Source organism: Kribbella sp. VKM Ac-2568, from assembly GCF_004345365.1.
Lineage (GTDB): Bacteria > Actinomycetota > Actinomycetes > Propionibacteriales > Kribbellaceae > Kribbella > Kribbella orskensis.
The window spans coordinates 112,834-132,816 of record NZ_SLVF01000015.1 but is presented as its reverse complement, the minus strand read 5'-3'; the positions used below and the strand labels follow the sequence as shown (position 1 = coordinate 132,816).

The 19,983-nt window shown below is 69.1% G+C and carries 18 protein-coding genes and 1 riboswitch; of the genes, 10 read left to right on the top strand and 8 right to left on the bottom strand.

Annotated elements, in window-relative coordinates; genetic code table 11:
• Window positions 1–293 precede the first annotated feature (293 nt).
• Together EV648_RS35300 and EV648_RS35295 are read left to right on the top strand one after the other, a co-directional pair.
• Window positions 294–509, top strand: coding sequence for a hypothetical protein (locus tag EV648_RS35300; RefSeq protein WP_132299592.1), 216 nt, complete (start codon window positions 294–296; stop codon window positions 507–509).
• Complete coding sequence (locus tag EV648_RS35295; protein WP_132299590.1) at window positions 506–1,039, top strand: hypothetical protein; 534 nt, start codon at window positions 506–508, stop codon at window positions 1,037–1,039. Before EV648_RS35300 ends, EV648_RS35295 begins: the two co-directional genes overlap by 4 nt.
• Here EV648_RS35295 and EV648_RS35290 read toward each other — a convergent pair.
• Together EV648_RS35290 and EV648_RS35285 are read right to left on the bottom strand one after the other, a co-directional pair.
• Entirely contained in the window at window positions 1,014–2,024 is a 1,011-nt protein-coding gene (locus EV648_RS35290; protein ID WP_132299588.1) for a pirin family protein, read from the bottom strand. The two genes, EV648_RS35295 and EV648_RS35290, sit on opposite strands and share 26 nt — an antisense overlap.
• Complete coding sequence (locus EV648_RS35285; protein WP_132299586.1) at window positions 2,021–3,064, bottom strand: PHP domain-containing protein; 1,044 nt, start codon at window positions 3,062–3,064, stop codon at window positions 2,021–2,023. Before EV648_RS35285 ends, EV648_RS35290 begins: the two co-directional genes overlap by 4 nt.
• A gap of 842 nt (window positions 3,065–3,906) precedes the next feature.
• Between EV648_RS35285 and EV648_RS35280 the strand changes: the two genes are divergently transcribed.
• The 7 genes from EV648_RS35280 (at window position 3,907) to EV648_RS35250 (ending at window position 13,369) form a co-directional block, all read left to right on the top strand.
• Window positions 3,907–5,562 carry an HNH endonuclease signature motif containing protein gene (locus EV648_RS35280; RefSeq protein ID WP_132299584.1) on the top strand — a complete coding sequence of 552 codons (1,656 nt, stop codon included), beginning with the start codon at window positions 3,907–3,909 and terminating at the stop codon, window positions 5,560–5,562.
• 963 nt (window positions 5,563–6,525) lie between these two features.
• Window positions 6,526–7,722, top strand: a complete 1,197-nt coding sequence (locus EV648_RS35275; protein ID WP_241995919.1) for a CdaR family transcriptional regulator — start codon at window positions 6,526–6,528, stop codon at window positions 7,720–7,722.
• A 78-nt stretch (window positions 7,723–7,800) separates the two neighbouring features.
• Window positions 7,801–8,991: an acyltransferase domain-containing protein gene (locus EV648_RS35270; protein ID WP_132299582.1), complete on the top strand. Its 1,191-nt coding sequence runs from the start codon at window positions 7,801–7,803 to the stop codon at window positions 8,989–8,991.
• Window position 8,992: 1 nt separating this feature from the next.
• Window positions 8,993–9,991: a beta-ketoacyl-ACP synthase III gene (locus EV648_RS35265; protein WP_132193945.1), complete on the top strand. Its 999-nt coding sequence runs from the start codon at window positions 8,993–8,995 to the stop codon at window positions 9,989–9,991.
• 74 nt (window positions 9,992–10,065) lie between these two features.
• Window positions 10,066–10,314, top strand: a complete 249-nt coding sequence (locus EV648_RS35260) for an acyl carrier protein (RefSeq protein WP_077017127.1) — start codon at window positions 10,066–10,068, stop codon at window positions 10,312–10,314.
• 179 nt (window positions 10,315–10,493) lie between these two features.
• Entirely contained in the window at window positions 10,494–11,729 is a 1,236-nt protein-coding gene (locus EV648_RS35255) for a beta-ketoacyl synthase (protein ID WP_132299580.1), read from the top strand.
• Window positions 11,730–11,944: 215 nt separating this feature from the next.
• Entirely contained in the window at window positions 11,945–13,369 is a 1,425-nt protein-coding gene (locus tag EV648_RS35250) for an acyl-CoA carboxylase subunit beta (RefSeq protein WP_132299578.1), read from the top strand.
• Window positions 13,370–13,642: 273 nt separating this feature from the next.
• On the opposite strand, the gene EV648_RS35245 is transcribed toward EV648_RS35250, so the two are convergent.
• The 4 genes from EV648_RS35245 to EV648_RS35230 all read right to left on the bottom strand — a co-directional run bounded on the left by EV648_RS35245 (window position 13,643) and on the right by EV648_RS35230 (window position 17,610).
• Entirely contained in the window at window positions 13,643–14,140 is a 498-nt protein-coding gene (locus EV648_RS35245; RefSeq protein ID WP_132299576.1) for a DUF3145 domain-containing protein, read from the bottom strand.
• A 489-nt stretch (window positions 14,141–14,629) separates the two neighbouring features.
• Window positions 14,630–15,583 (bottom strand): VWA domain-containing protein, encoded by a 954-nt coding sequence (locus EV648_RS35240; protein ID WP_132299574.1) that lies wholly within the window; start codon window positions 15,581–15,583, stop codon window positions 14,630–14,632.
• Window positions 15,583–16,542, bottom strand: coding sequence for a DUF58 domain-containing protein (locus tag EV648_RS35235; protein WP_132299572.1), 960 nt, complete (start codon window positions 16,540–16,542; stop codon window positions 15,583–15,585). The genes EV648_RS35240 and EV648_RS35235 overlap by 1 nt, the downstream gene beginning before the upstream one ends.
• A gap of 33 nt (window positions 16,543–16,575) precedes the next feature.
• Window positions 16,576–17,610, bottom strand: coding sequence for a MoxR family ATPase (locus tag EV648_RS35230; RefSeq protein ID WP_132299570.1), 1,035 nt, complete (start codon window positions 17,608–17,610; stop codon window positions 16,576–16,578).
• Between the two features lie 470 nt (window positions 17,611–18,080).
• Here EV648_RS35230 and EV648_RS35220 point away from each other — a divergent pair, with 470 nt between their 5' ends.
• Window positions 18,081–18,968, top strand: coding sequence for a hypothetical protein (locus tag EV648_RS35220; protein ID WP_158294157.1), 888 nt, complete (start codon window positions 18,081–18,083; stop codon window positions 18,966–18,968).
• A 467-nt stretch (window positions 18,969–19,435) separates the two neighbouring features.
• Here the strand turns inward: EV648_RS35220 and EV648_RS35215 are convergent, their stop codons facing one another.
• Complete coding sequence (locus EV648_RS35215) at window positions 19,436–19,699, bottom strand: hypothetical protein (protein WP_132299564.1); 264 nt, start codon at window positions 19,697–19,699, stop codon at window positions 19,436–19,438.
• A gap of 21 nt (window positions 19,700–19,720) precedes the next feature.
• Window positions 19,721–19,788: riboswitch (guanidine-III (ykkC-III) riboswitch) on the bottom strand.
• A gap of 22 nt (window positions 19,789–19,810) precedes the next feature.
• Window positions 19,811–19,963 (bottom strand): hypothetical protein, encoded by a 153-nt coding sequence (locus EV648_RS42850; RefSeq protein WP_158294156.1) that lies wholly within the window; start codon window positions 19,961–19,963, stop codon window positions 19,811–19,813.
• Between the last annotated feature and the right edge of the window lie 20 nt (window positions 19,964–19,983).

The window sequence follows — 19,983 nt, the reverse complement described above, 5'->3', positions numbered from 1 at the left end:
TTTCGGTGGTGCCCCTTCACTTTGACGGCTCGTTGTCGCGGAGAGACCTTCTCCGGGCATCCGTGCGGGTTGATGATCAGCCTCGCCGTGATGGCGCTCGCGCCGTATGTCGCCGGCGACCACCTGGCATCGCCGCCGTGAACGGCTGACCCCTCGATTCCGGCGTCCACCGCGTCGTACCGACTGATTCCGGACGTCGACCACGTCGTACCGGCTGATTCCGCTCCCGCGGGGGACACCGATCCCCCGCCGGAGTGAGGTCCGCACTGCGCGCCGGGCGAAATGCTGGGCGAGTGACCACAACAGTCGAAACGCCGGTGATCGTGACGTTGCTCTGGGCACTGAACCAGCTGATGTACACGGATCTCTTCCACGACCCGTTCGAACCGCAGGGTGGCTGGCAGATCCTGATGGCGAGCTCCTACTTGCCCATGGTGCTCTGGGGTCCAGTGCTCGCCGCGGTGACCTGGGACTACCGCCGCCGTACCCGCTCGGAGGCCGGCCGATGACAGAGCGACCTGTACCGCGCTGGGCGCTGCGTCTGGCGCACGTGATTCCGTTCCTCACCCTGCCCTCGGGGCTGTGGCGGCTCGGGTTGGTGGCGGGGTTCTCGATGGGCATGCTCGACGACCGCGGCCGGCCTGCCGCCTTGCAAGGCACTGGCGAGGCCATCTACATCGTCTGCCTGAGCCTGTTCTCCGAGGCGGTCGCACTCACGGCCTTCGGCCTGGTCAAGCCCTGGGGCGAGGTGGTCCCCCGCTGGATCCCCTTCCTCGGCGGTCGCCGAGTCGCGCCGTACGCGGCCATCATCCCCGCGACTCTGGGCTCGCTTGCCTTGATCGGGATCTGGACCTACGGCTTCCGCGACGCCTTCACCGACTCGTTCCTCCCCTTCTCGAGCGACGCCGCCGCGGCCCTGATGATCACCTGCTACGCCCCGCTCAACCTCTGGGGCCCGGCCTTGCTGGTCCTCACCTGGGCCTACTACCGGCGGCGGAGGCTCGAGGCACCGGTCACCGCGAGCGTGGACGCGGCTTGAGCTGGATGGCGGGGAGGGGCGGCGCCGGAAGAGCGTCGCCGTCGTAGCCGGGGACGACCGGGAAGCGAGTCGTGCCGCGGGCATCGATGGAGTCCATCCAGTCGTTGCGGGCGGCGACGATCTCGTCGTGGGAGCGGCCGATGAAGTTCCACCACATGACGAGCTGCTCCTCGAACGGTTCGCCGCCGAGCAGGAGGAACCGCACACCGTTGTCCGAGGCAACCAGCTCGATCGACTCCCGCCCGATACCGAGGTAGCTCATCTCGCTGAACCCAGGAGCGAGCTCGCCGACCTCCAGACTCCCGTCGACCACCAGTACGGCGTACTCGTATTCCGGGGTGAGCGGCAGGTCGATCGTGCGCCCAGGCTCGACGCGTACGTCGGCTCCGACCAGCGGCGTGTACGCCGGCGCGGGCGAGGTCACCCCAGCGACCGTGCCGAGCATCACCGTCACCTCGGCTCCCTCCAAGGTCACCTTCGGCAGATCGGCGTACGCGTTGAACGTCGGCGGCGTGGTCGTCCGGACCGAGCCGGGCAGGGCGACCCACAACTGGGCTCCGTGCAGCATGGGTGGCGCGCTGGGCAGCGACACCTCGGAGTGCGCGATGCCGTTGCCGGCGGTCATGATGTTGAGCTCGCCCGGCCGGACCATCGCATGCGAGCCGACGCTGTCCCGGTGCTCGATCTCGCCCTCGAACAACCAGCTCACCGTCTGCAGACTCGTGTGCGGATGCGGCGGGACCAGCATCCCGGCATCACCCGGTACGTCGTACGAGTCGACACGCTTGGTCACGTCGTCCGGCCCGTAGTGATCCACGAAGCACCACGCCCCGACCATCCGGCGATTCTTGTTCGGCAACAACCTGCGCACCTTGGTCGTCCGCCCGAGCACGACCTGCCGAGCCTCCAGCAGCTCGAGGACCGGGCCGTCGACGTCCTCGCAACCCCAGGTGCCCTCTACCGGATCCTTCTCCAGATTGCTCATGATGCAGCCCATTCCAGAAGCTTGGACGAGTCCCAAGTGTTGATCACGACGTCGGGAGTGACGCCGCATTCCTCGGCGCGCTCACAGCCGTAGACCTGCCAGTCCAGCTGGCCCGGTGCGTGCGCGTCGGTGTCGATGGAGAAGTTGCAGCCCGTCTCGACCGCCATCGAGAGCAACCGCTTCGGCGGGTCGAGGCGCTCGGGGCGGGAGTTGATCTCGACCGCGGTGCCGAACTGCTTACAAGCCTCGAACACGATCTCGGCGTCGAACTCCGACTCCGGCCGCGTCCCCCGCTCACCGGTGATCAGCCGCCCGGTGCAGTGGCCGAGCACGTCGACGTGCGGGTTCGCGATCGCCCGGACCATCCGCTCGGTCATCGGCTCCGACGCCATCCGGAGCTTGGAGTGCACACTCGCCACCACGAGATCGAGCCGGGCCAGGATCTCCAAGTCACAGTCGAGCGAACCGTCGTCGAGGATGTCAACCTCGATCCCGTTCAGGATGGTGAACCCGTCCAGCTCGTCGCCGAGCTTCTTGTTGAGCTCGGCAACCACCTCGAGCTGCTGCAGCCGCCGCTCCCGCGACAGCCCATTGGCCACGGTGAGCCGGGGCGAGTGATCTGTCAGCGCCATGTACTTGTGCCCGAGCGCCGCCGCAGTACGGGCCATCTCCTCGATCGGACTCCCACCGTCGGACCAGTCCGAGTGCAGATGCAGATCAGCCTTCAGCTCGGCCCGCATCCCGGTACCGGCCGTGGTCAGCTCCCCCGCCGCGCTCTCCAGCTTGGTCAGGTACGACGGCGTCGCGCCGTCCATCGCCTCGAGAATCACGGCCTCCGTCTTAGGCCCGATCCCCGGCAACTCGGTCAAGGTCCCAGCCCGCCGCCGAGCCCGAACCTCAGCCGCCGGCAACCCCTCGATCGTGTCAGCCGCCCGCCGATAAGCCTTCACCCGATGCGTAGGCTGCCGATCCCGCTCCAGGTAATACCCAATCTGCCGCAACGCCTCAACCGCCGCCGCCACACCCGCACTGTCACTCATCCCCCCATAATGACGCCCCCTCCAGACAAGTGCCCCGCCCGGCTTCTTCACGCGCGCTCGAGACCTCAGGCAAGCGACCGTCGGGTTGGCAGCCAACCCAGGATGCTCAGCCACAAGCCGCAGGTATGCGTCGCGCACGAACAGCCTGAAGGCCCCCACGAGCTCGCCTTCGCCTACCACAGCAACCAGCGGCCGCACCGACGAGGTCACAACAATCTGGTCGCCGGTCCCACGACGAAAATGAAGGAATTCTTCATGCTCCGTGAAACCGATCGACGCATCCTCACCCGCTGCGATCCGCTGACCGGCGTACTGGATCCCCAAGGCCATATCGACCAAGGTGACGAACCGCCCCTTGCGCACGACGTCGACACCTTCGACCTCGAACTCCATGGCCACGGCGAAGTACTTGCAGCAAAGATCCACTTCCGCGAGCTCCATCGGTTCGAGCCCGAGAGCCCGATCCCAGGTCTTCCGCCAAGACACGCCGACCCCAGGCAACTCGAATCCCAGTCGAATCATCCCCAGCATTTCAGCGACCAACTACCCCGAACCGACCTGAACCGCACCGGCCCAACGCCCCGGACCCTATCCGGCCCCGACCGTCGTCCTGGTCGTCCAACACCTCCACCCGAGATCCCACCACCGGCCAACTGCATCGGCATCCCCGCGCGCGGCGCAGCCTTTGCTACCCCCTGGGCGAGTCCACAGGGTTTGGTTGGTTGTGGACAACTCGTCTCAATCGGTAGCATCAACAGACTTTCGGACAAGCTTCGGAATCCCTTACAAATAAGGGCCTTCCGGACCAGAAACTGTCGGAGCCGGCATCTAGAGTCTTGGGTATGGAGATCTTGGGCGAGCGGCCGGTGTGGTCGATGAGTGACAGCGAGCAGCTGTCGACTCTCGACGCCCTGCAGGCTGAGATCTCCCGGTTGCAGACCTACCGTCTGCAGGTTCTGGCCGTCTACGACGCGTCCGGTCACGCCGCGACCCTCGGCGCCGGCGACACCGCCCGCCTGCTGGCGTTTCGGCACCGTCTCGACCCGGGCGTGATCAAGCGTGACCTGGCCCTGGCCAAGGCGCTGCGCAAGTACCCCGCCGTCGCCAACGCCCTGCCAGCCACCGGCGTCGGGGATCCGGCAGACGCCAACGACGACGAGCCGGCCAGCGACCCGGGTGGTGAGCCGGGCGGGGAGGCCGGAGCCGATGCAGTGGTGTTGTCTCCGGCGCAGGCCGCGGCGATCGTGGCCGAACTGGAGAACGTGCCCAAGACCGTCGCGGTCGAGGACCTGGCCGTGGCCGAACAACAACTCGTCGCCCTGGGCCGCCATTTCTGTCCGTCGGAACTGCGCAAGGCGGCCCGCCGGGTCCGCGACCTGCTGGACGCCGACGGGCCGGCACCCGAAGAGGACAAGGCCTATGCCCGGGAAGAGTTGCGGCTGCGGCCCGCGGACCGGGGTGTCAAGTTCAGTGGCTACCTGGCCAACGAGAACGCCGAACTGTTCCAGGCCCTGATCCTGTCCGGTGCCAAGCCCCGCAAGACCGTCACCGGCGAGCTGGACCCGCGCTCACCGGACAAGCGCCGCGCCGACGCCCTCACCGACATCCTCAACGTCGCCTCCAACGCCATCACCGTGGCCACCCCAACCGACCAGACCGGCGACGCAGCCAGTGGTGCCGCCGCGACTGGTGCCGCGGTGGCCGGGCACGGCCCGAAAGCACACATCACGATCACCATCGACCTCAAAGACCTCACCGACGCCGGCGCACATGCGGTCGGGACCCTGGTCCACGGCGAAGGGCTGTCCGCGGGCGCGATCCGGCGGCTGGCGTGCGAGGCGCAGATCATCCCGATCGTGCTCGGCGCCAACTCCGAACCCCTCGACGTCGCCATGGCCCAACGCTTCGTCAACCGCGCCATGCGCCGCGCCCTGAACGCCCGCGACAAAGGCTGCGTCGTGTGCAAGGCCCCGCCGATCTTCTGCGACGCCCACCACCTGATCTCCTGGATCGACAACGGCCCCACCGCCCTGACCAACCTGGTCCTGCTCTGCCGCCGCCACCACATCGACACCCACCACGGCCACTGGACCATCACCCTCCACCACGGCACCGTCACCGTCGCCCGCCCCGCCTGGGCCGAACCCAACCCCACCCGAACCCGCTACCGCACACCCACCACCAGCTACCGCGAACGGCCGGACAGCCCTGCCCGGAGCCGCGCTCACGACCCGGCATGCACCACGACCGGGAACACCGCGGTCGCGCAGTTCGACCCGTGGGCAGATCCCGACCCACCCGAACCAGGCTCCGGCAACCACACCCATCCACCCGACGACCCGCCCCCAGGTCAGCGGGCGCTGCACCACGCCAACAACCCGGCACCCGCCGCCCCCGAGACCAGTCCCGATTCCCCACAGCGAGCCGCACGCTGGCGCCCTCCCGTCAGGCGGTCCACGGAGCCGCGGCCAGGACCGCCATGCGCCCGACCGGGCTGACGATCCCACGAAGCAACGCACCTCGAACTGGAAGGCAACTGAAGGTCTCACTACTCCCCTGGGGCCACCGCCCGCCTACCTGGCCTTCCACCGCAGACCCGCCTGCCTGACCCGTACCTCGGAGTCCCGACGCAGGAGGACCGACCAGCTGGCCTTACCCCACACACCACACCCGGCGAGGACCATGCCGGCGCGAGCGTGTCAGGGGTACTGCGTGCAGCGGCGGCTATGTAGGAGCGGGCACGGGCAGACCATTCGTAGCCCGGAACGCCCGCCAGGCTGGACAACTTTGCTCTCACCGGCCGCGACGCAGGAGGGCGAACCCGGGTGGTGCGATCCGAGCCTCAGGAGCGGCGGACCCGGGCCTGTGGGAGCCGCGACGTGGGAGCTGCGAACCAGCCGACCACCCGGCCCATTTCGCAGTCCCGAGCTGCGTCGGCGGGAGCGGCATCGACGGGAGCGGCGTGGGGGACGTACCTGCCGGCAAAGAAGATCCCCCGGGCCAACGAGCCCTCGCAGCTATGAGCCGCGCCGCAGGCGGCGGCCCGGGCAAACCATGAGCGGGTGGGGGCGGTGACGCAGAGAGCGGCGAACCAGCCGAAGGCGCCCCGGACGAACACCCTCGCACTGCGACAGAGGAACGGCGACCCGGGTGGACAGACCTGGCGACGCACGCGAGGCGTGGGCTAACACCCGCACTCCAGATCCGCTCGCTCCCACCCAGGTGCCTCGCCGTCACCAGCCGCCACGCAGGAGCGACCCTGGCGAAGGACGAGAAACCGGAGCGGCGAGGGCGGGAGCGGCGACGCAGGAGCGGCGAACCAGGCGACCACCCTGAGGCGCACATCCCGGCGAGACACCTCGCCGTCACTAGCCGCGACGCAGCGGCGGCGACCTGGGTGGGTGGGAGCCGCGGCGTAGGAGTGGCGTGGGTGACGGACAGAGTGCGGCTAGGGTCGGGGCGTGGTGGCTAAGGGGCACGAGGCTCGGGCTGAGCGGTTGCAGGGGGCGACCGGGGCGTTGGCGACGGCTGCTATTGCCGCGATGGACGAGAAGTTGCCTTGGTTCGGAGAGTTGTCGGCGCAGGACCGGTCTTGGATCGGGTTGGTGGCGCAGTCGGGGATCACCGCGTTCGTCGACTGGTTCCGGGATCCGCAGACGCACTCGTCGATGCCGACCAGAATGTTCGGGTCGGCGCCGAGGGAGTTCACCCGGGTGATCTCGCTGCACCAGACGGTGGATCTGGTCCGGACCACGATCGAGATGATCGAGAACACGATCGGTGACCTGCTCCCCGAGGACGACGTACCGGTGGTGCGCGAGGCGATGCAGCGCTACGCCCGCGAGGTCGCCTTCGCGGCCGCGACCGTCTACGCCCAGGCGGCGGAGATGCGCGGCGCCTGGGACGCCCGGCTCGAGGCCCTAGTGGTCGACTCCGTGATCCGTGGTGAAGCAGACGAATCCGTGCGCTCCAGAGCTTCCGCCCTCGGCTGGACCGGCTCCGGTACTACGGGGTCGACCGAGGTCGCTGTAGTCGTCGGCCGGGCTCCCTCAGCCGAGAGTGGTAGCACCAACGTGGCGGACTCGGTCCGGCATGCTGCGCGGGAGGCGGGTGCTGACGCTCTGTGCGCGATGCAGGGCGATCGACTGGTAGTAGTACTCGGTGGTACGAGTAAACCTGTCGAGATCGTACAAAAGCTCGCCGAGTGGTTCGGACCGGGTCCGATCGTCGTCGGGCCGGTCGTGAAAGACCTGATGTCGGCCGTCACCTCGGCCCGCGCGGCGGTCGCCGGGCTCCGCGCGGCACCCGCGTGGCCAGGTGCTCCGAGACCGGTGCAAGCCGATGAACTCCTGCCCGAGCGATCCCTGTCGGGAGACGGGCATGCCAGGCGCCAGCTGGCCTCAGACGTCTATGGCCCGCTCACAATGGGCGACGGAGTCCTCCTGGACACCGTCACGGCGTACCTCGATTCAGGTGGTTCTATCGAGGCGACGGCCCGGGCGATGTTCATCCACGCGAATACTGTCCGGTACAGGTTGAAGCGTGTGGGCGAGATCACGGGCTACTCGCCGACGAACCCCCGAGACGCTTTCACGTTACGTGTCGCACTGACCCTGGGCCGCCTGCTCAACCCGGAGCAGGGTTCGTACGTTTTGTAGGATCCCTACAAAGTCTGGCCGGTAGAATTCGTGCTGCTTTGTAGCCCACGGACAGCCTGACTCAGGGAGAGTTGTCACGTGCTCGTCATCGTCGCGCCCGGGCAGGGCGCCCAGTCCCCAGGTTTCCTCGAGCCGTGGCTCGAGGACCCAGTCTTCGAGAACCGGCTGCACTGGCTGTCCGCGGTGGCCGGTCTCGACCTCGCCCACTACGGCACCAAGGCCGACGCCGACACGATCCGCGACACCGCGATCGCGCAGCCGCTGCTGGTCGCGTCCAGCATGCTGGCCGCGCTGGCGGTGTTCCCGCATCCGGGCGACGCGTTCACCAAGATGGGCGCGCTGGCCGGCCACAGCGTCGGTGAGATCGCCGCCGCCGTCGGCGCCGGGGTGATCAGCGCCGAGCAGGCGATGGTGCTGGTCCGCGAGCGCGGCAAGGCGATGGCCTCGGCCGCCGCGCTGACCGCCACCTCGATGACCGCGGTGCTCGGCGGGGATCGCGACGAGATCCTGGCCAAGCTGGAGCAGTACGGTCTGACCCCCGCCAACGACAACGGCCCGGGCCAGATCGTCGCCGCCGGCACGGTCGAGGAGCTGGCCGCTCTGGCCGAAGACCCGCCGGCCAAGACCCGGCTGATTCCGCTCTCGGTCGCCGGCGCCTTCCACACCAAGCACATGGAGCCTGCCGTCCAGACGCTGGCCGGCTACGCCCGCTCCATCACCACGCACGACCCGCGCAGCAGGCTGATCTCGAACCGCGACGGCCAGATCGTGCACGACGGCCGCGATGTACTGCGCCGCCTGGTGCAGCAGGTCAACGCCCCGGTCCGCTGGGACCTGTGCATGCAGACGATGGCCGACCTGCAGGTCACCGGCATCCTCGAGATGACCCCGGCCGGCACGCTCACCGGGATCGCCAAGCGCGCCCTGAAGGGTGTCGAGACCTTCGCCCTGAAGACGCCGGACCAGCTCGACGACGCCCGCGCGTTCGTCGACAAGCACGGCAGTCCGTCCGAGATCGACGCGTCGCCGACCTGGCGGCTGCTGGTCGCCCCGATGAAGGGCACCTTCACTCGCGCGGCGAACGTGCCGCGCGAGACGGGTGACACCGTGGAAGCCGGAGAGGTGGTAGCGACCGTGAAGAGTCTGCGCGACGAGCTGGAGGTCCGTGCCCCGCACGGCGGCATCGTGGTGGAGTGGCTGGTCGAGGAGGGTGACCCGGTCGCCCCCGGTCAACCGCTGGTCCGTCTCCACCCGAACGCGGTGAACTGACATGACCGGACAGATCAACGTCTCCACCGGCGCCGAGCACACCGCGGTGCTGGGTCTCGGTTCGTACCGGCCGCGCCGCGTGGTGACCAACGCGGAGATCCTCGAGCAGATCGACTCCAGCGACGAGTGGATCCAGACCCGCTCCGGGATCAAGGAGCGGCGCTGGGCGTCCGAGGACGAGACGATCCTGATGATGTCGACGAACGCCGCCAAGGAGGCGCTCGCCGACTCCGGCATCGACCCGGCCCAGATCGGCTGCGTCGTCGTCGCCACCGTCACGCACCTCTACCAGACCCCGGCGATCGCGACCCAGCTCGCCGTCGCGGTCGGCGCCCCCACCGCGGCCGCCTTCGACATCTCCGCCGCCTGCGCGGGCTTCTGCTACGGCGTCTCGCTGGCCAGCGACATGGTCCGCGCCGGCAGCGCGAAGTACGTGCTGGTGATCGGGGTCGAGCGACTCAGCGACATCACCGACCGGACCGACCGCGGTACGGCGTTCATCTTCGCCGACGGCGCGGGGGCTGCCGTGATCGGGCCGTCCGACGAGCCGGGGATCGGTCCGGTCGTCTGGGGCTCCGACGGCACCCAGCACCACGTGATCAGCCAGAAGGAGTCGTGGCAGGAGGCGGCCGGAAGCTATCAGTGGCCGCACCTGACGATGGACGGCAACCCGGTGTTCCGCTGGGCATCGTTCGAGATGGCCAAGACCGCGCAGCAGGCGCTGGACGTGGCCGGCGTCAAGGCCGAGGACCTCGACTTGTTCATTCCGCACCAGGCGAACATGCGGATCACCGACGCGATGCGCCGGACCCTCAAGCTGCCGGAGCAGATCAAGGTGGCCCGCGACATCGAGCGGCAGGGCAACACCTCGGCCGCCTCGATCCCACTCGCGATCAGCACGATGCGCGAGAACGGTGAGGCCAAGAGCGGCGATCTCGCCCTGATCATCGGCTTCGGCGCCGGCCTGGTGTTCGCCGCTCAAGTGATCCGCCTCCCCTAATAGATGTCCGGGAACGGCTCATCAGGTGGCCGGTCCCGGCGTAATGCACACAGAATCCGAAAGGGAACAAACAGATGGCCAGCACCGAAGAGATCCGCTCCAACCTCGCCGAGATCGTGAACGAGATCGCGGGCATCCCGGTCGAGGACGTCCAGCTGGACAAGTCCTTCACCGACGACCTCGATGTCGACTCGCTCTCGATGGTCGAGGTCGTGGTGGCCGCCGAGGAGAAGTTCAGCGTCAAGATCCCCGACGACGAGGTCAAGAACCTGAAGACCGTCGGCGACGCGGTGGCGTTCATCGAGCGCGCCCAGAACGGCTGATCGAGTTCTTCTCGATCGTGCTGGCAGCCGTGGCCGCCTCACCGGGCCGTTGCCCGGTGAGCGGCCGCCCAGCCCGTACTCCGGTCCGGCCGCCGCCGGCGCGGACCGTTCCAGCCGGGCCACCGGCATCCTGACCCCGCTCAACCACCCGCTTACTCTCGCCGAAGGATGAGGTAACCATGTCGAAGACCCGAGTCGTCGTCACCGGGCTCGGAGCCACGACCCCGGTCGGAGGCGACATCCCCAGCACCTGGGAGGCCCTGCTGGCCGGCCGGTCCGGCGCGAAGCTGCTGACCGCCGACTGGGTCGAGGAGCTGCCGGTCAAGATCGCCGCTCCCGCCGCCGTCGAGCCCACCGAGGTCATCGAGCGGGTCAAGGCCCGCCGGCTGGACCGCAACGCCCAGTTCGCCATCGTCGCCTCCCGTGAGGCCTGGGCCGACTCCGGTCTGGCCGACGTCGAGCTGGACAAGACCCGTCTCGGCGTGGCGATCGCTACCGGTATCGGTGGTCTGTTGACCACTCTGGCCAACTACGACGCGCTGAAGACCAGCCCACGCCGGGTGTCGCCGCTGGCGATCCCGATGCTGATGCCGAACTCGGCCGCCGCCAACGTCGGCCTCGAGCTGGGCGCCCTGGCCGGTGTGCAGACGCCGGTCTCCGCCTGCGCCTCGAGCAACGAGGCCATCTCGCTGGCCGCCGACCAGATCCGCCTCGGCCGCGCCGACATCGTCGTCGCCGGTGGCGCCGAGGGTTCGATCGCCGGTCTGCCGCTGGCCGCGTTCGGCCAGATGATGGCGTTGAGCAAGCGCAACGACGACCCCGAGCGCGCCTCCCGGCCGTGGGACGTCGACCGGGACGGCTTCCTGCTCGGCGAGGGCGCCGGAGTACTGGTGCTGGAGAACTACGACCACGCGGTCGCCCGCGGCGCGAAGATCTACGCCGAGTTCGCCGGCGCCGGCATCACCGCCGACGGCCACGACATCGTGCAGCCCGACCCGACCGGTTCGGGTGCCGAGCGCGCCATGCTGCAGGCGCTCCGCGAGGGCGACCTGGCCACCGGCGACATCGTGCACATCAACGCGCACGCGACCTCCACCCCGGTCGGCGACGTCGCCGAGTCGGTGGCGATCCGCAAGGCGCTGGGCGGCGCGGCCGACCACGCGGTCGCGACCGCACCCAAGTCGATGATCGGGCACCTGCTCGGCGCGGCCGGAGCGGTCGAGTCGATCGCCACCGTGCTCGCCCTGCACCACCGGGTGGTGCCGCCGACCATCAACCTGGACAAGGTCGACGACGGGGTCCAGCTCGACATCGCGACCGAGCAGCGCAAGCTCGGCGACGGGGACATCGCGGCACTGAACAACTCCTTCGGCTTCGGCGGACACAACGTCGCCCTAGCCTTCAAATCGGTCTGACGCAGTAATCGGTCTGACGTAGTAAGTCAGGTTGACGCAGTTCGTCGGCCTGATCGCAGTAAGTCGGTGTGACGCAGTAGGTCGGTCTGGCACAATCCGTCAGTCCGCTGCGGGAGGTCCGTCTGGCGCTGTCGGGCAGACGGACCCAGTCACCCCGTCTGACGCCGTAACTCCAGCTGACACCGCCAGTCAGCCTGACCGGGAGGGACCCCCCCATGACCACTGCCCCCGTCAAACCGGCGAAGCTGCCCCGTGAGCACGACCCCCGCAACCCGGTCGCGCGGCTCACGGCGCTGCTCGACCCGGGTTCCCTCGAGCTGATCACCTCGGACGACCTGTCCGGCATGCTCGCGGTCCGCGGCACCATTGCCGGTGCGCCCGTGGTCGCGTTCTGCTCGGACGCGACCGTGATGGGTGGCGCGATGGGTGACGAGGGCTGCGACGTCGTCGTGAAGGCCTACCAGGTCGCCCGTCGGGAGGAGCTGCCGGTCATCGGCCTGTGGCACTCCGGCGGCGCCCGGCTGGCTGAGGGAGTCCTGAGCCTGCACGCGGTCGGCAAGATCTTCTACGAGATGACCCAGGCCTCGGGCAAGATCCCGCAGATCTCGGTCGTGCTCGGCCCGGCAGCGGGCGGTGCGGCGTACGGGCCGGCGCTGACCGACGTGGTCATTCTCGGGCCGGAGGGCCGGATCTTCGTCACCGGTCCGGACGTGGTCCGTTCGGTGACGGGCGAGGACGTCGACATGCTGCGGCTGGGTGGTCCCGAGCCGCACGGCCGGCGCTCCGGCGTCGTGCACATCACCACCGACTCCGAGGCCGACGCGATCGAGAAGGCTCGTCAGCTGGCGGACCTGTTCGCGAACCAGGGCGAGATGTCGACCGACGTGTCCGACACCGACCTGTCCGGCCTGCTGCCGGAGTCGGCGAAGCGCGCGTACGACGTCCACCCGCTGGTCGGCGGGGTGCTCGACGAGGAGTCCGGCGTCGAGCTGCACCAGCGGTGGGCGCCGAACATCGTGACCACGCTCGGGCGGCTCGGTGGCCGGACCGTCGGTGTGATCGCGAACAACCCGCTCCGGCTCGGCGGCTGCCTCGACGCGTTATCGGCGGAGAAGGCGTCCCGCTTCGTCCGGATGTGCGACGCGTTCGGAGTACCGATGGTGGTGCTGGTCGACGTACCGGGGTACCTGCCGGGTGTCGGCCAGGAGTGGGACGGCGTCGTACGGCGTGGCGCCAAGCTGCTGCACGCCTTCGCGGAGTCGGTCGTACCGCGGGTGACCCTGGTGACCCGCAAGACGTACGGCGGCGCCTACATCGCCATGAACGCGCGGTCCCTCGGGGCGACCCGGGTGTTCGCGTGGCCGCGGGCCGAGGTGGCCGTGATGGGTGCGGTCGCCGCGATCCGGGTCCTCCATCGCCGCAAGCTGGCGGAGGTGGCGCCCGAGCTGCGCCCGCAGGTCGAGGCCGAGCTGGCCGCCGAGCACGAGAAGATTGCCGGCGGCATCGAGCGCGCCATCGAGATCGGCGTCGTCGACGAGGTCGTCGAACCGGCCAAAACCCGAACCGCCCTGGCCACCGCGATCGCGAATGCCGAAGCCGGCGGCCGCGTCCGTGGACGCCACGGCAACATCCCGCTGTAAGCGGCTATATCCGCAGACCCTGAAGGCTTCTACCCCTCAGGGTCTTCGGAGGTCAGAGACCAAAAAGAAGGGCGCGGACCGTGAGGTCCGCGCCCTTCAAGTGGTGCGGCCGCTGTTTGCGACAACCGGGGGTGTCCCGACACCCGGTGGCCCAGCGGCCACGGCTCCTCCACCCTGGTGGAACGTCTGACACACAGCATCATCGAAAAGTTATAAGAAAGCTCCACCTCTGAGCGCTTTCTTCTGAAGTTCTCAGGTTTCCTCTCAGGATCCTCAGACCACCTGGTGCAGCCATCGGACCGGGGCGCCGTCCCCCGCGTACCGGAAGGGCTCCAGCTCGTCATCCCAGGGGCGGCCGAGCAAACGCTCGACTTCCTCGGTCAGGTCGGCCTCACCGCTCGCGGCCCTCAGCATCGCAGCCTTCAGCCGCTCCTCGGGCACCATGATGTCGCCGTGGACGCCGGTGGTCGCGTGAAAGACGCCGAGGGTCGGGGTGAAGGAATAGCGCTCGCCCTCGACGCCGTTGCTCGGTTCCTCGGTGACCTCGAAGCGCAACTTCTGCCAACCACGCAGAGCGGACGCCAGTTTGGCTGCCGTGCCGGCCTCGGCCTGCCACGACAGCTCTGCCCGGTACGTGCCCTGGGCCGCAGGCTGCGGCGTCCAGTCGAGTTTCACGGGCACGCCAAGGATGCCGCCCGCTGCCCACTCGACATGCGGGCACAACGCTGACGGCACCGTGTGGACGTAAAGAACGCCACGAGTCGTCGCCACCGGGACCTCCTGTGCTCGAGGGGCGCCTTCCCCAGCGTTCTCGAACACGTCTTCGTCAATCCCGGACGGCGAGCACCATCTTGCACCACACACCCCTCCAACACCAGCAACCTCGCCGTGTCAACTACATCACCGTCGTGTCGCAATCCAGACCCGTACTTCGGACAGTCCTGCCGGCCCGCTTTCAGACGGACGAGCGGACCACCAGGCGGGTGGGGATCAACGGCACGTAGATCCCGACATCACAGCGTCGTGGCGATCTGCGCGTCAGGCAAACCGTGGCGCAGCGCTCCTGCCGACGAACCCCGCACTCGCTACCCGCAGGCCCCGGCTGCCGAGTTGTTCGAACACTTGCGTCCTGTATAAGGCGCCACCGGCCGAACAACCCGCCACCGAAACGGCGAATCACCCTGACCTCAGCGCGTTTAGGCCCGCGGACGCACAAGAGCCCGCCGTACCGGAGTACGGCGGGCTCTTGTGCGTGCAGGCTTACGGGAAGCGGGAGGCGAGGGCTATGCAGGCGCCTGCTGCGGCGAGGGTGAAGAGCATGGCGATGCCGGCGAAGCGGGACGTCACCTCTTTGTCGACCTTGTCGTAGCCGACCGAGGAGCCGATGTCCTTGTAGACGTCCTCGAGCTCACCCGCGGACTCGGCCGTGTACGCCTCGCCCCCGGTGATCTCGGCGACGCTGCGGAGTTCGGCGCGGTCCGGTGGGACTCGCTGCCGGATGCCGTCCATCTCGATGAAGCCGGAGTCGGTGCCGAAGGTGATCGTGTAGACCGGGGTGTTCTTCGCCTTCGCGGCCTGCGCGCCTTCCTGGGCGGTGCGACCGACCGTGCGCTTGCCGTCGGACAGCAGCACGATGCGGGCGGGGGCCGGGTCGTTCGGGTGCTCCGGGTCTGGCGGGACCTGGGTGAGCGCCTGCAGCGAGGTGAAGATGCCCTCGCCGGTCGCGGTGGACTCGGCCAGCTCCAGCCCGTCGATCGACCTCTGCACCGTGGCCCGGTCAGTAGTCGGCGGCACGATGATGGACGCAGTACCAGCGAAGTTGACGAGCGCGACGTTGAACTTGGCGGGCAACTGGTTGACGAAGTTCTTCGCCGACTTCTTCGCCGCCTCCAGCCGGTTCGGGTCGACGTCGGTCGCCATCATCGAGAGCGAGACGTCGATCGCGACCACGATGGTGGCCCGCTCGCGCGGCACCTTGACCTCGGCCTTCGGCTGGGCGAACGCCAGGATGCAGGACGCAGTCGCCAGCAGCGCCAGTACTACGGCCACATGCCGGCGCCACTGCGGGCGGCGCGGGGCGACCCGGTCCAGCAGCGCGATGTTGGTGAAACGCAGCGCGTACTGCGCGCGCCGGTGCTGCAAAAAGATGTACCCCGCGACGACGAGCGGAATGAACAGCAGGAACCACAACCTGGCCGGAGACAGGAACTCCATCAGCGAGCCACTCCCTTCGGCGGTTGGTGCAGGCGGGGTGCCACTCGCCGGTAGGCGAGCACGAACCGCACGGTGTCGGCGACCCAGTCACGGTCGGTACGCAGAACCAGGTGCCCAGCTCCTACCCTACGCAGGGCGGTCCTGGTCCGTTCCCGCTGCGCGAGTGCGGCTGCGGCGTACTCCTCGCGGACCCGGCGCTTGCGCGTGTCGATCTCGCGGATCGACCCGGTCTCGGGGTCGCCGATCATGACGACGCCGATGTTCGGCAGTTCCAGCTCGCGCGGGTCGATGATCTCGACCGCGAGCACCTGGTGCTGGGCGGTCAGCTTGCGCATCGCCCGCTCCCAGGACGGCTCCATCCGGCTGTCGACCTCGCCGTCCTCGGGGGTGAGGAAGTCGGACACGATCACCCGGAGTCCGCGTTTACGCTGCGTGCGCGCCATCGAGTCCAGCGCGCCGGCAAGGTCGCTCCGCGCCTGGTGCTCGCCGTGGTCGGTCTCCGCGAGAAGCGCCCGCAGCAGCCCGTACAAAGCCAGGCGGCCGGATCGGGCGGGCCAGCGCCGCAGGGTGGAGTCACGCAGCATCAGGCCGCCGAAGCGGTCCCCCAGCCGGTGGGTGAGGAACCCGACGGTCGCGACCGCGGCGACGGCGAGCTCACGCTTCTCCATCTGGGACGTGCCGAAGTCCATCGAGGCGGACAGGTCGACCATCGCCCAGGTCTCCAGCTCCCGGTCCGCGATCAGATCGCGGACGTGCGGAACCGTCGTACGGGCGGTGACAGCCCAGTCCATCCGGCGTACGTCGTCGCCGACCTGGTACTCGCGAGCCTCGGCCAGCTCAGTACCGGGGCCTGGCAGCAGGCCGAGGTGCTCACCGTGCAGGTAGCCCTCGAGCCGCCGTACGACCGTCAGCTCGAGCCGGCGCAGGGCACGCTCAGGAGCGAGCTGCGAGATCGTCATCGCAGTCCGAGGGTCCGGTCGGTTGGCCATGGGCTAGACGAATTCCGGGCGGCCGGTGCCGTCGTTGCCGTCGCGCCAGACGGGCTGCGGCGGGGGCACGGTGGCCAGGATGCGCTCGATCACCGCACGTGGGTCGATGTTGTCAGCCACCGCGTCGAAGGTCAGGCCGAGCCGGTGGCCCATCACGTCCAGCGCGACGGTCTGGATATCGCTCGGCAGCAGGTAGTCGCGGCCGTGGATCAGCGCGAGCGCCCGGCCGGCCGAGATGAGGCCGAGGGTGGCGCGCGGGCTGACACCGAGCTCGATGATCGGCTCGAGGTCGGGCAGGTGGAAGTCGGACGGGGTCCGGGTCGCCATCACCAGACGCACCGCGTACTCCGCGACCAGGTTGTGGACGAAGACCTGCTCGGCCGAGCGCTGCAGTTCCATGATCGTCTCGGGCTTCAGCACCTGCCGCGGCTGCGGCGGGTCCACGCTCATCCGGCGGAGGATCTCGAACTCCTCGTGTCCGCGCGGGTGCGGTACGTCGATCTTGACCAGGAACCGGTCCCGCTGCGCCTCGGGCAGCGGGTAGACGCCCTCGGACTCGATCGGGTTCTGGGTGGCGATCACGATGAACGGCTTCGGCATCGGGAAGGTCTGGCCGCCGATCGACACCTGCCGCTCGGCCATCAGCTCCAGCATCGCGGACTGCACCTTGGCCGGCGCGCGGTTGACCTCGTCGGCGAGGACGAAGTTCACGAAGGTCGGGCCGAGCTCGATGTCGAACGCCTCGCGGGTCTGCCGGTAGATCCGGGTGCCGACGATGTCGGAAGGCACCAGGTCGGGGGTGAACTGGATCCGGGCGAACGAGCCGCCGACCACCGAGGCGAAGGTCCGGACGGCCAGCGTCTTGGCGACGCCGGGAACGCCCTCGAGCAGGCAGTGCCCCTTGGCGAGCAACGACACCATCAGCGTCTCGACCATGTGCTCCTGGCCGACGATGACGCGCTTGACCTCGTTGATGGCCTCGCCGACCAAATGGGACTGCTGGGCCACTGACCCTGCCGGCACAGTGGTTTCGGTCATGCCTGTCCTTCCGGGGTCCACACGGACCTTGTGTGCGCTCGGTAACTGCCGCCCATTCCATCAGATCGCCGGGTCCGGGCACGAGCACGCCCCGCCCGGCTCCCCTCCTATCCTCCCCACCACCCCAAATCCGAACACTGCCCAACCCCGTACGCCGTACGAATAGGCCCCTGGTACGGCGCCCGCACTCGCACAGGCGGGCGTTCGCCCTGGCGCAGGTGGGGCGTGGCCGACCCCATGCGGCGTGCGTGCTGGACCGGTCCGGAGCCCTTGGTACGGCGTCCGCCCAGGCGGCGTGCGCGCCGGACTCGGGTGCGGCGTACGCAGCGGGCAGGCGACGGCGTGCCGGACTCCACAGGACACTGGCGGCGGTGCGTGCCTGATCGGGTACGGCGTGCGGGCGGGTGGCGGGGAGGGTGTTGGTGGGCTTGGGCGACACTGCTACCGGGTGTGTGGTGGGATTGGTGGTGATGACCGCGACCGACTCCCACACAGCGACCGCGTCGGCTACAGCTCCGGACGCGGGGCCGGCGCGGGTGCTCCCGGACGCTCTGCCGTTGTTGCCGGAGGATCCGCCGCGGGTCGGGGACTTCTGGTTGCGGGCGCGGCTGGGGGCGAACGCGGCGGGCTACTTGTACTCGGCGAGTGACGAGACCGGCCGCGACGCGGTGGTCGCGATGATGACCGAGGGGTCCGCCGACGACGCCGCGGCACGGGATCGGTTCGTCACCGCGGTGGACGAACTCCCGCAGGAAGCGGTCCTCGCGCACAACGATGTGGATGACGACGATCTGGCGCTCTGGGTTGCGCTCGGCCCCGTTCGCCCCGAGGACGGTTCCAGCGCCGCCGCGGACGAGCGGCTGATTGCCGAACGCCGTGGCGAGGAGGTGCTGTCCGCGGTACTGATGGACCGGATCCCCCAGCTCGGCCGAGTCCGCGGACCCGATTTCCGGCACTACTGGGAGAACCGCCGGCGGCCGGGCCTGTTTCGGATCTGGCCGCTCCCCTGGCCCGCCGTACTGCGGCCCGCGTCCAGGCTCGCGTTGATCCTGTCCCTGCTGACGATGGCGATCATCATGGCGATCGCGGTTCTGATCGCCTGGCTGTTGTTCCGTAACGCCCCCGAGGTGGACCCGGATCCGGTCATCCCATCCCCGAGTGGCACAGCCACAGTCACCGTCACCCCGACCACCCCGCCGCCCGGCACCGGCTCACCGACCACGAGCGGCCCTGGTTCACCCGGCACCAACCCGACGCCAGGCCCGTCCCCGAGCGGCGGCACCACCAGCGGCCCGATCCCGACCGAAGGCCCGGTCAGCCCCGGCGGCACCCCCACGGACCCGGGCGACCGCTTCTGACCGCCAGCGCAGCACCCACCGCCAGCGCAGCACCCACGGACCGGGGGCGCCTCTGACCGCTGGCGCAGCATCACCGTCGGCGCAGCATCACCGCTGACACAGCGCCCACCGCCGACGCGGGACCGGTACGCCGGGACCAGGGAGCGCAGTCGGCATCCGTCGTACTGGTCTAGCTGTGGCCGGCCCAGGCGTTCGGTGATGCACCCGGCATGGTGTTCGGTCCCAGCACGGGCGCTCGCCCGGGCAGACATCTGGACCGGCGCGTGGCTGGTGGGTGGTCCGGACCCGCCAGCACTCACCAACCACGCCCGAAACCCCAGCGCGGCGCCTGGCAACGCCCAGCCCGTGGCCTGCTGGCGAGGTTGCTGAGTGGTGGCCGTCCGCAGGGTCACCCGGCCCCAAGCTCGCGCTGGTCGCGACCCCTCGCCATTCGGCCGAAGTGTCACCAACGCCAAGGCCGAGTAGGGCTAGCTGGGCTTGGAGTGTAGGTCCGGCTTGCGGCGGAAGAGGGCGATCACCGCGATCAGGCTGACCACTGCCCAGCTGCCCTCCAGGAGCAGGAAGCCCCAGGAACTTTCGGCCGCGGCGATGGCGGCGAGGACCGCGGAGCCGACGAGGTTCAGCAGTTGGTAGGTCCAGGTGCGTTGTTCGAGCCGGCCTGCCTGGGAGGCGGCGAACGCGACCAGGATTGTCAGGGCTCCGGCGATTTCGAGGACGTCGACAGGATGCATCTCGAGTGCCCCTCCAAGGGGCGGGCGCCGTCTTTGCTCCACCGGGTACGGCGCCATCTCGTCCGGGGCCCGCCAGACTGGCGGGCCTCACACCAGCCTACCTGCGAATATCTACAGGGAATCGCGAATCGTGGTTGCCTTCGTCACCAACCGGGTGGCGGCCGCGGCCGGGAGGGGGCCGCCGTCCATCACCAAGTTCTGCCGTTCGAGTCGGCCGGCATGGTCGGTGCCGGCGATGATCCGATTGCGTCGCAGTTCGATCATCCCACAGCGCTTGCCTTGAG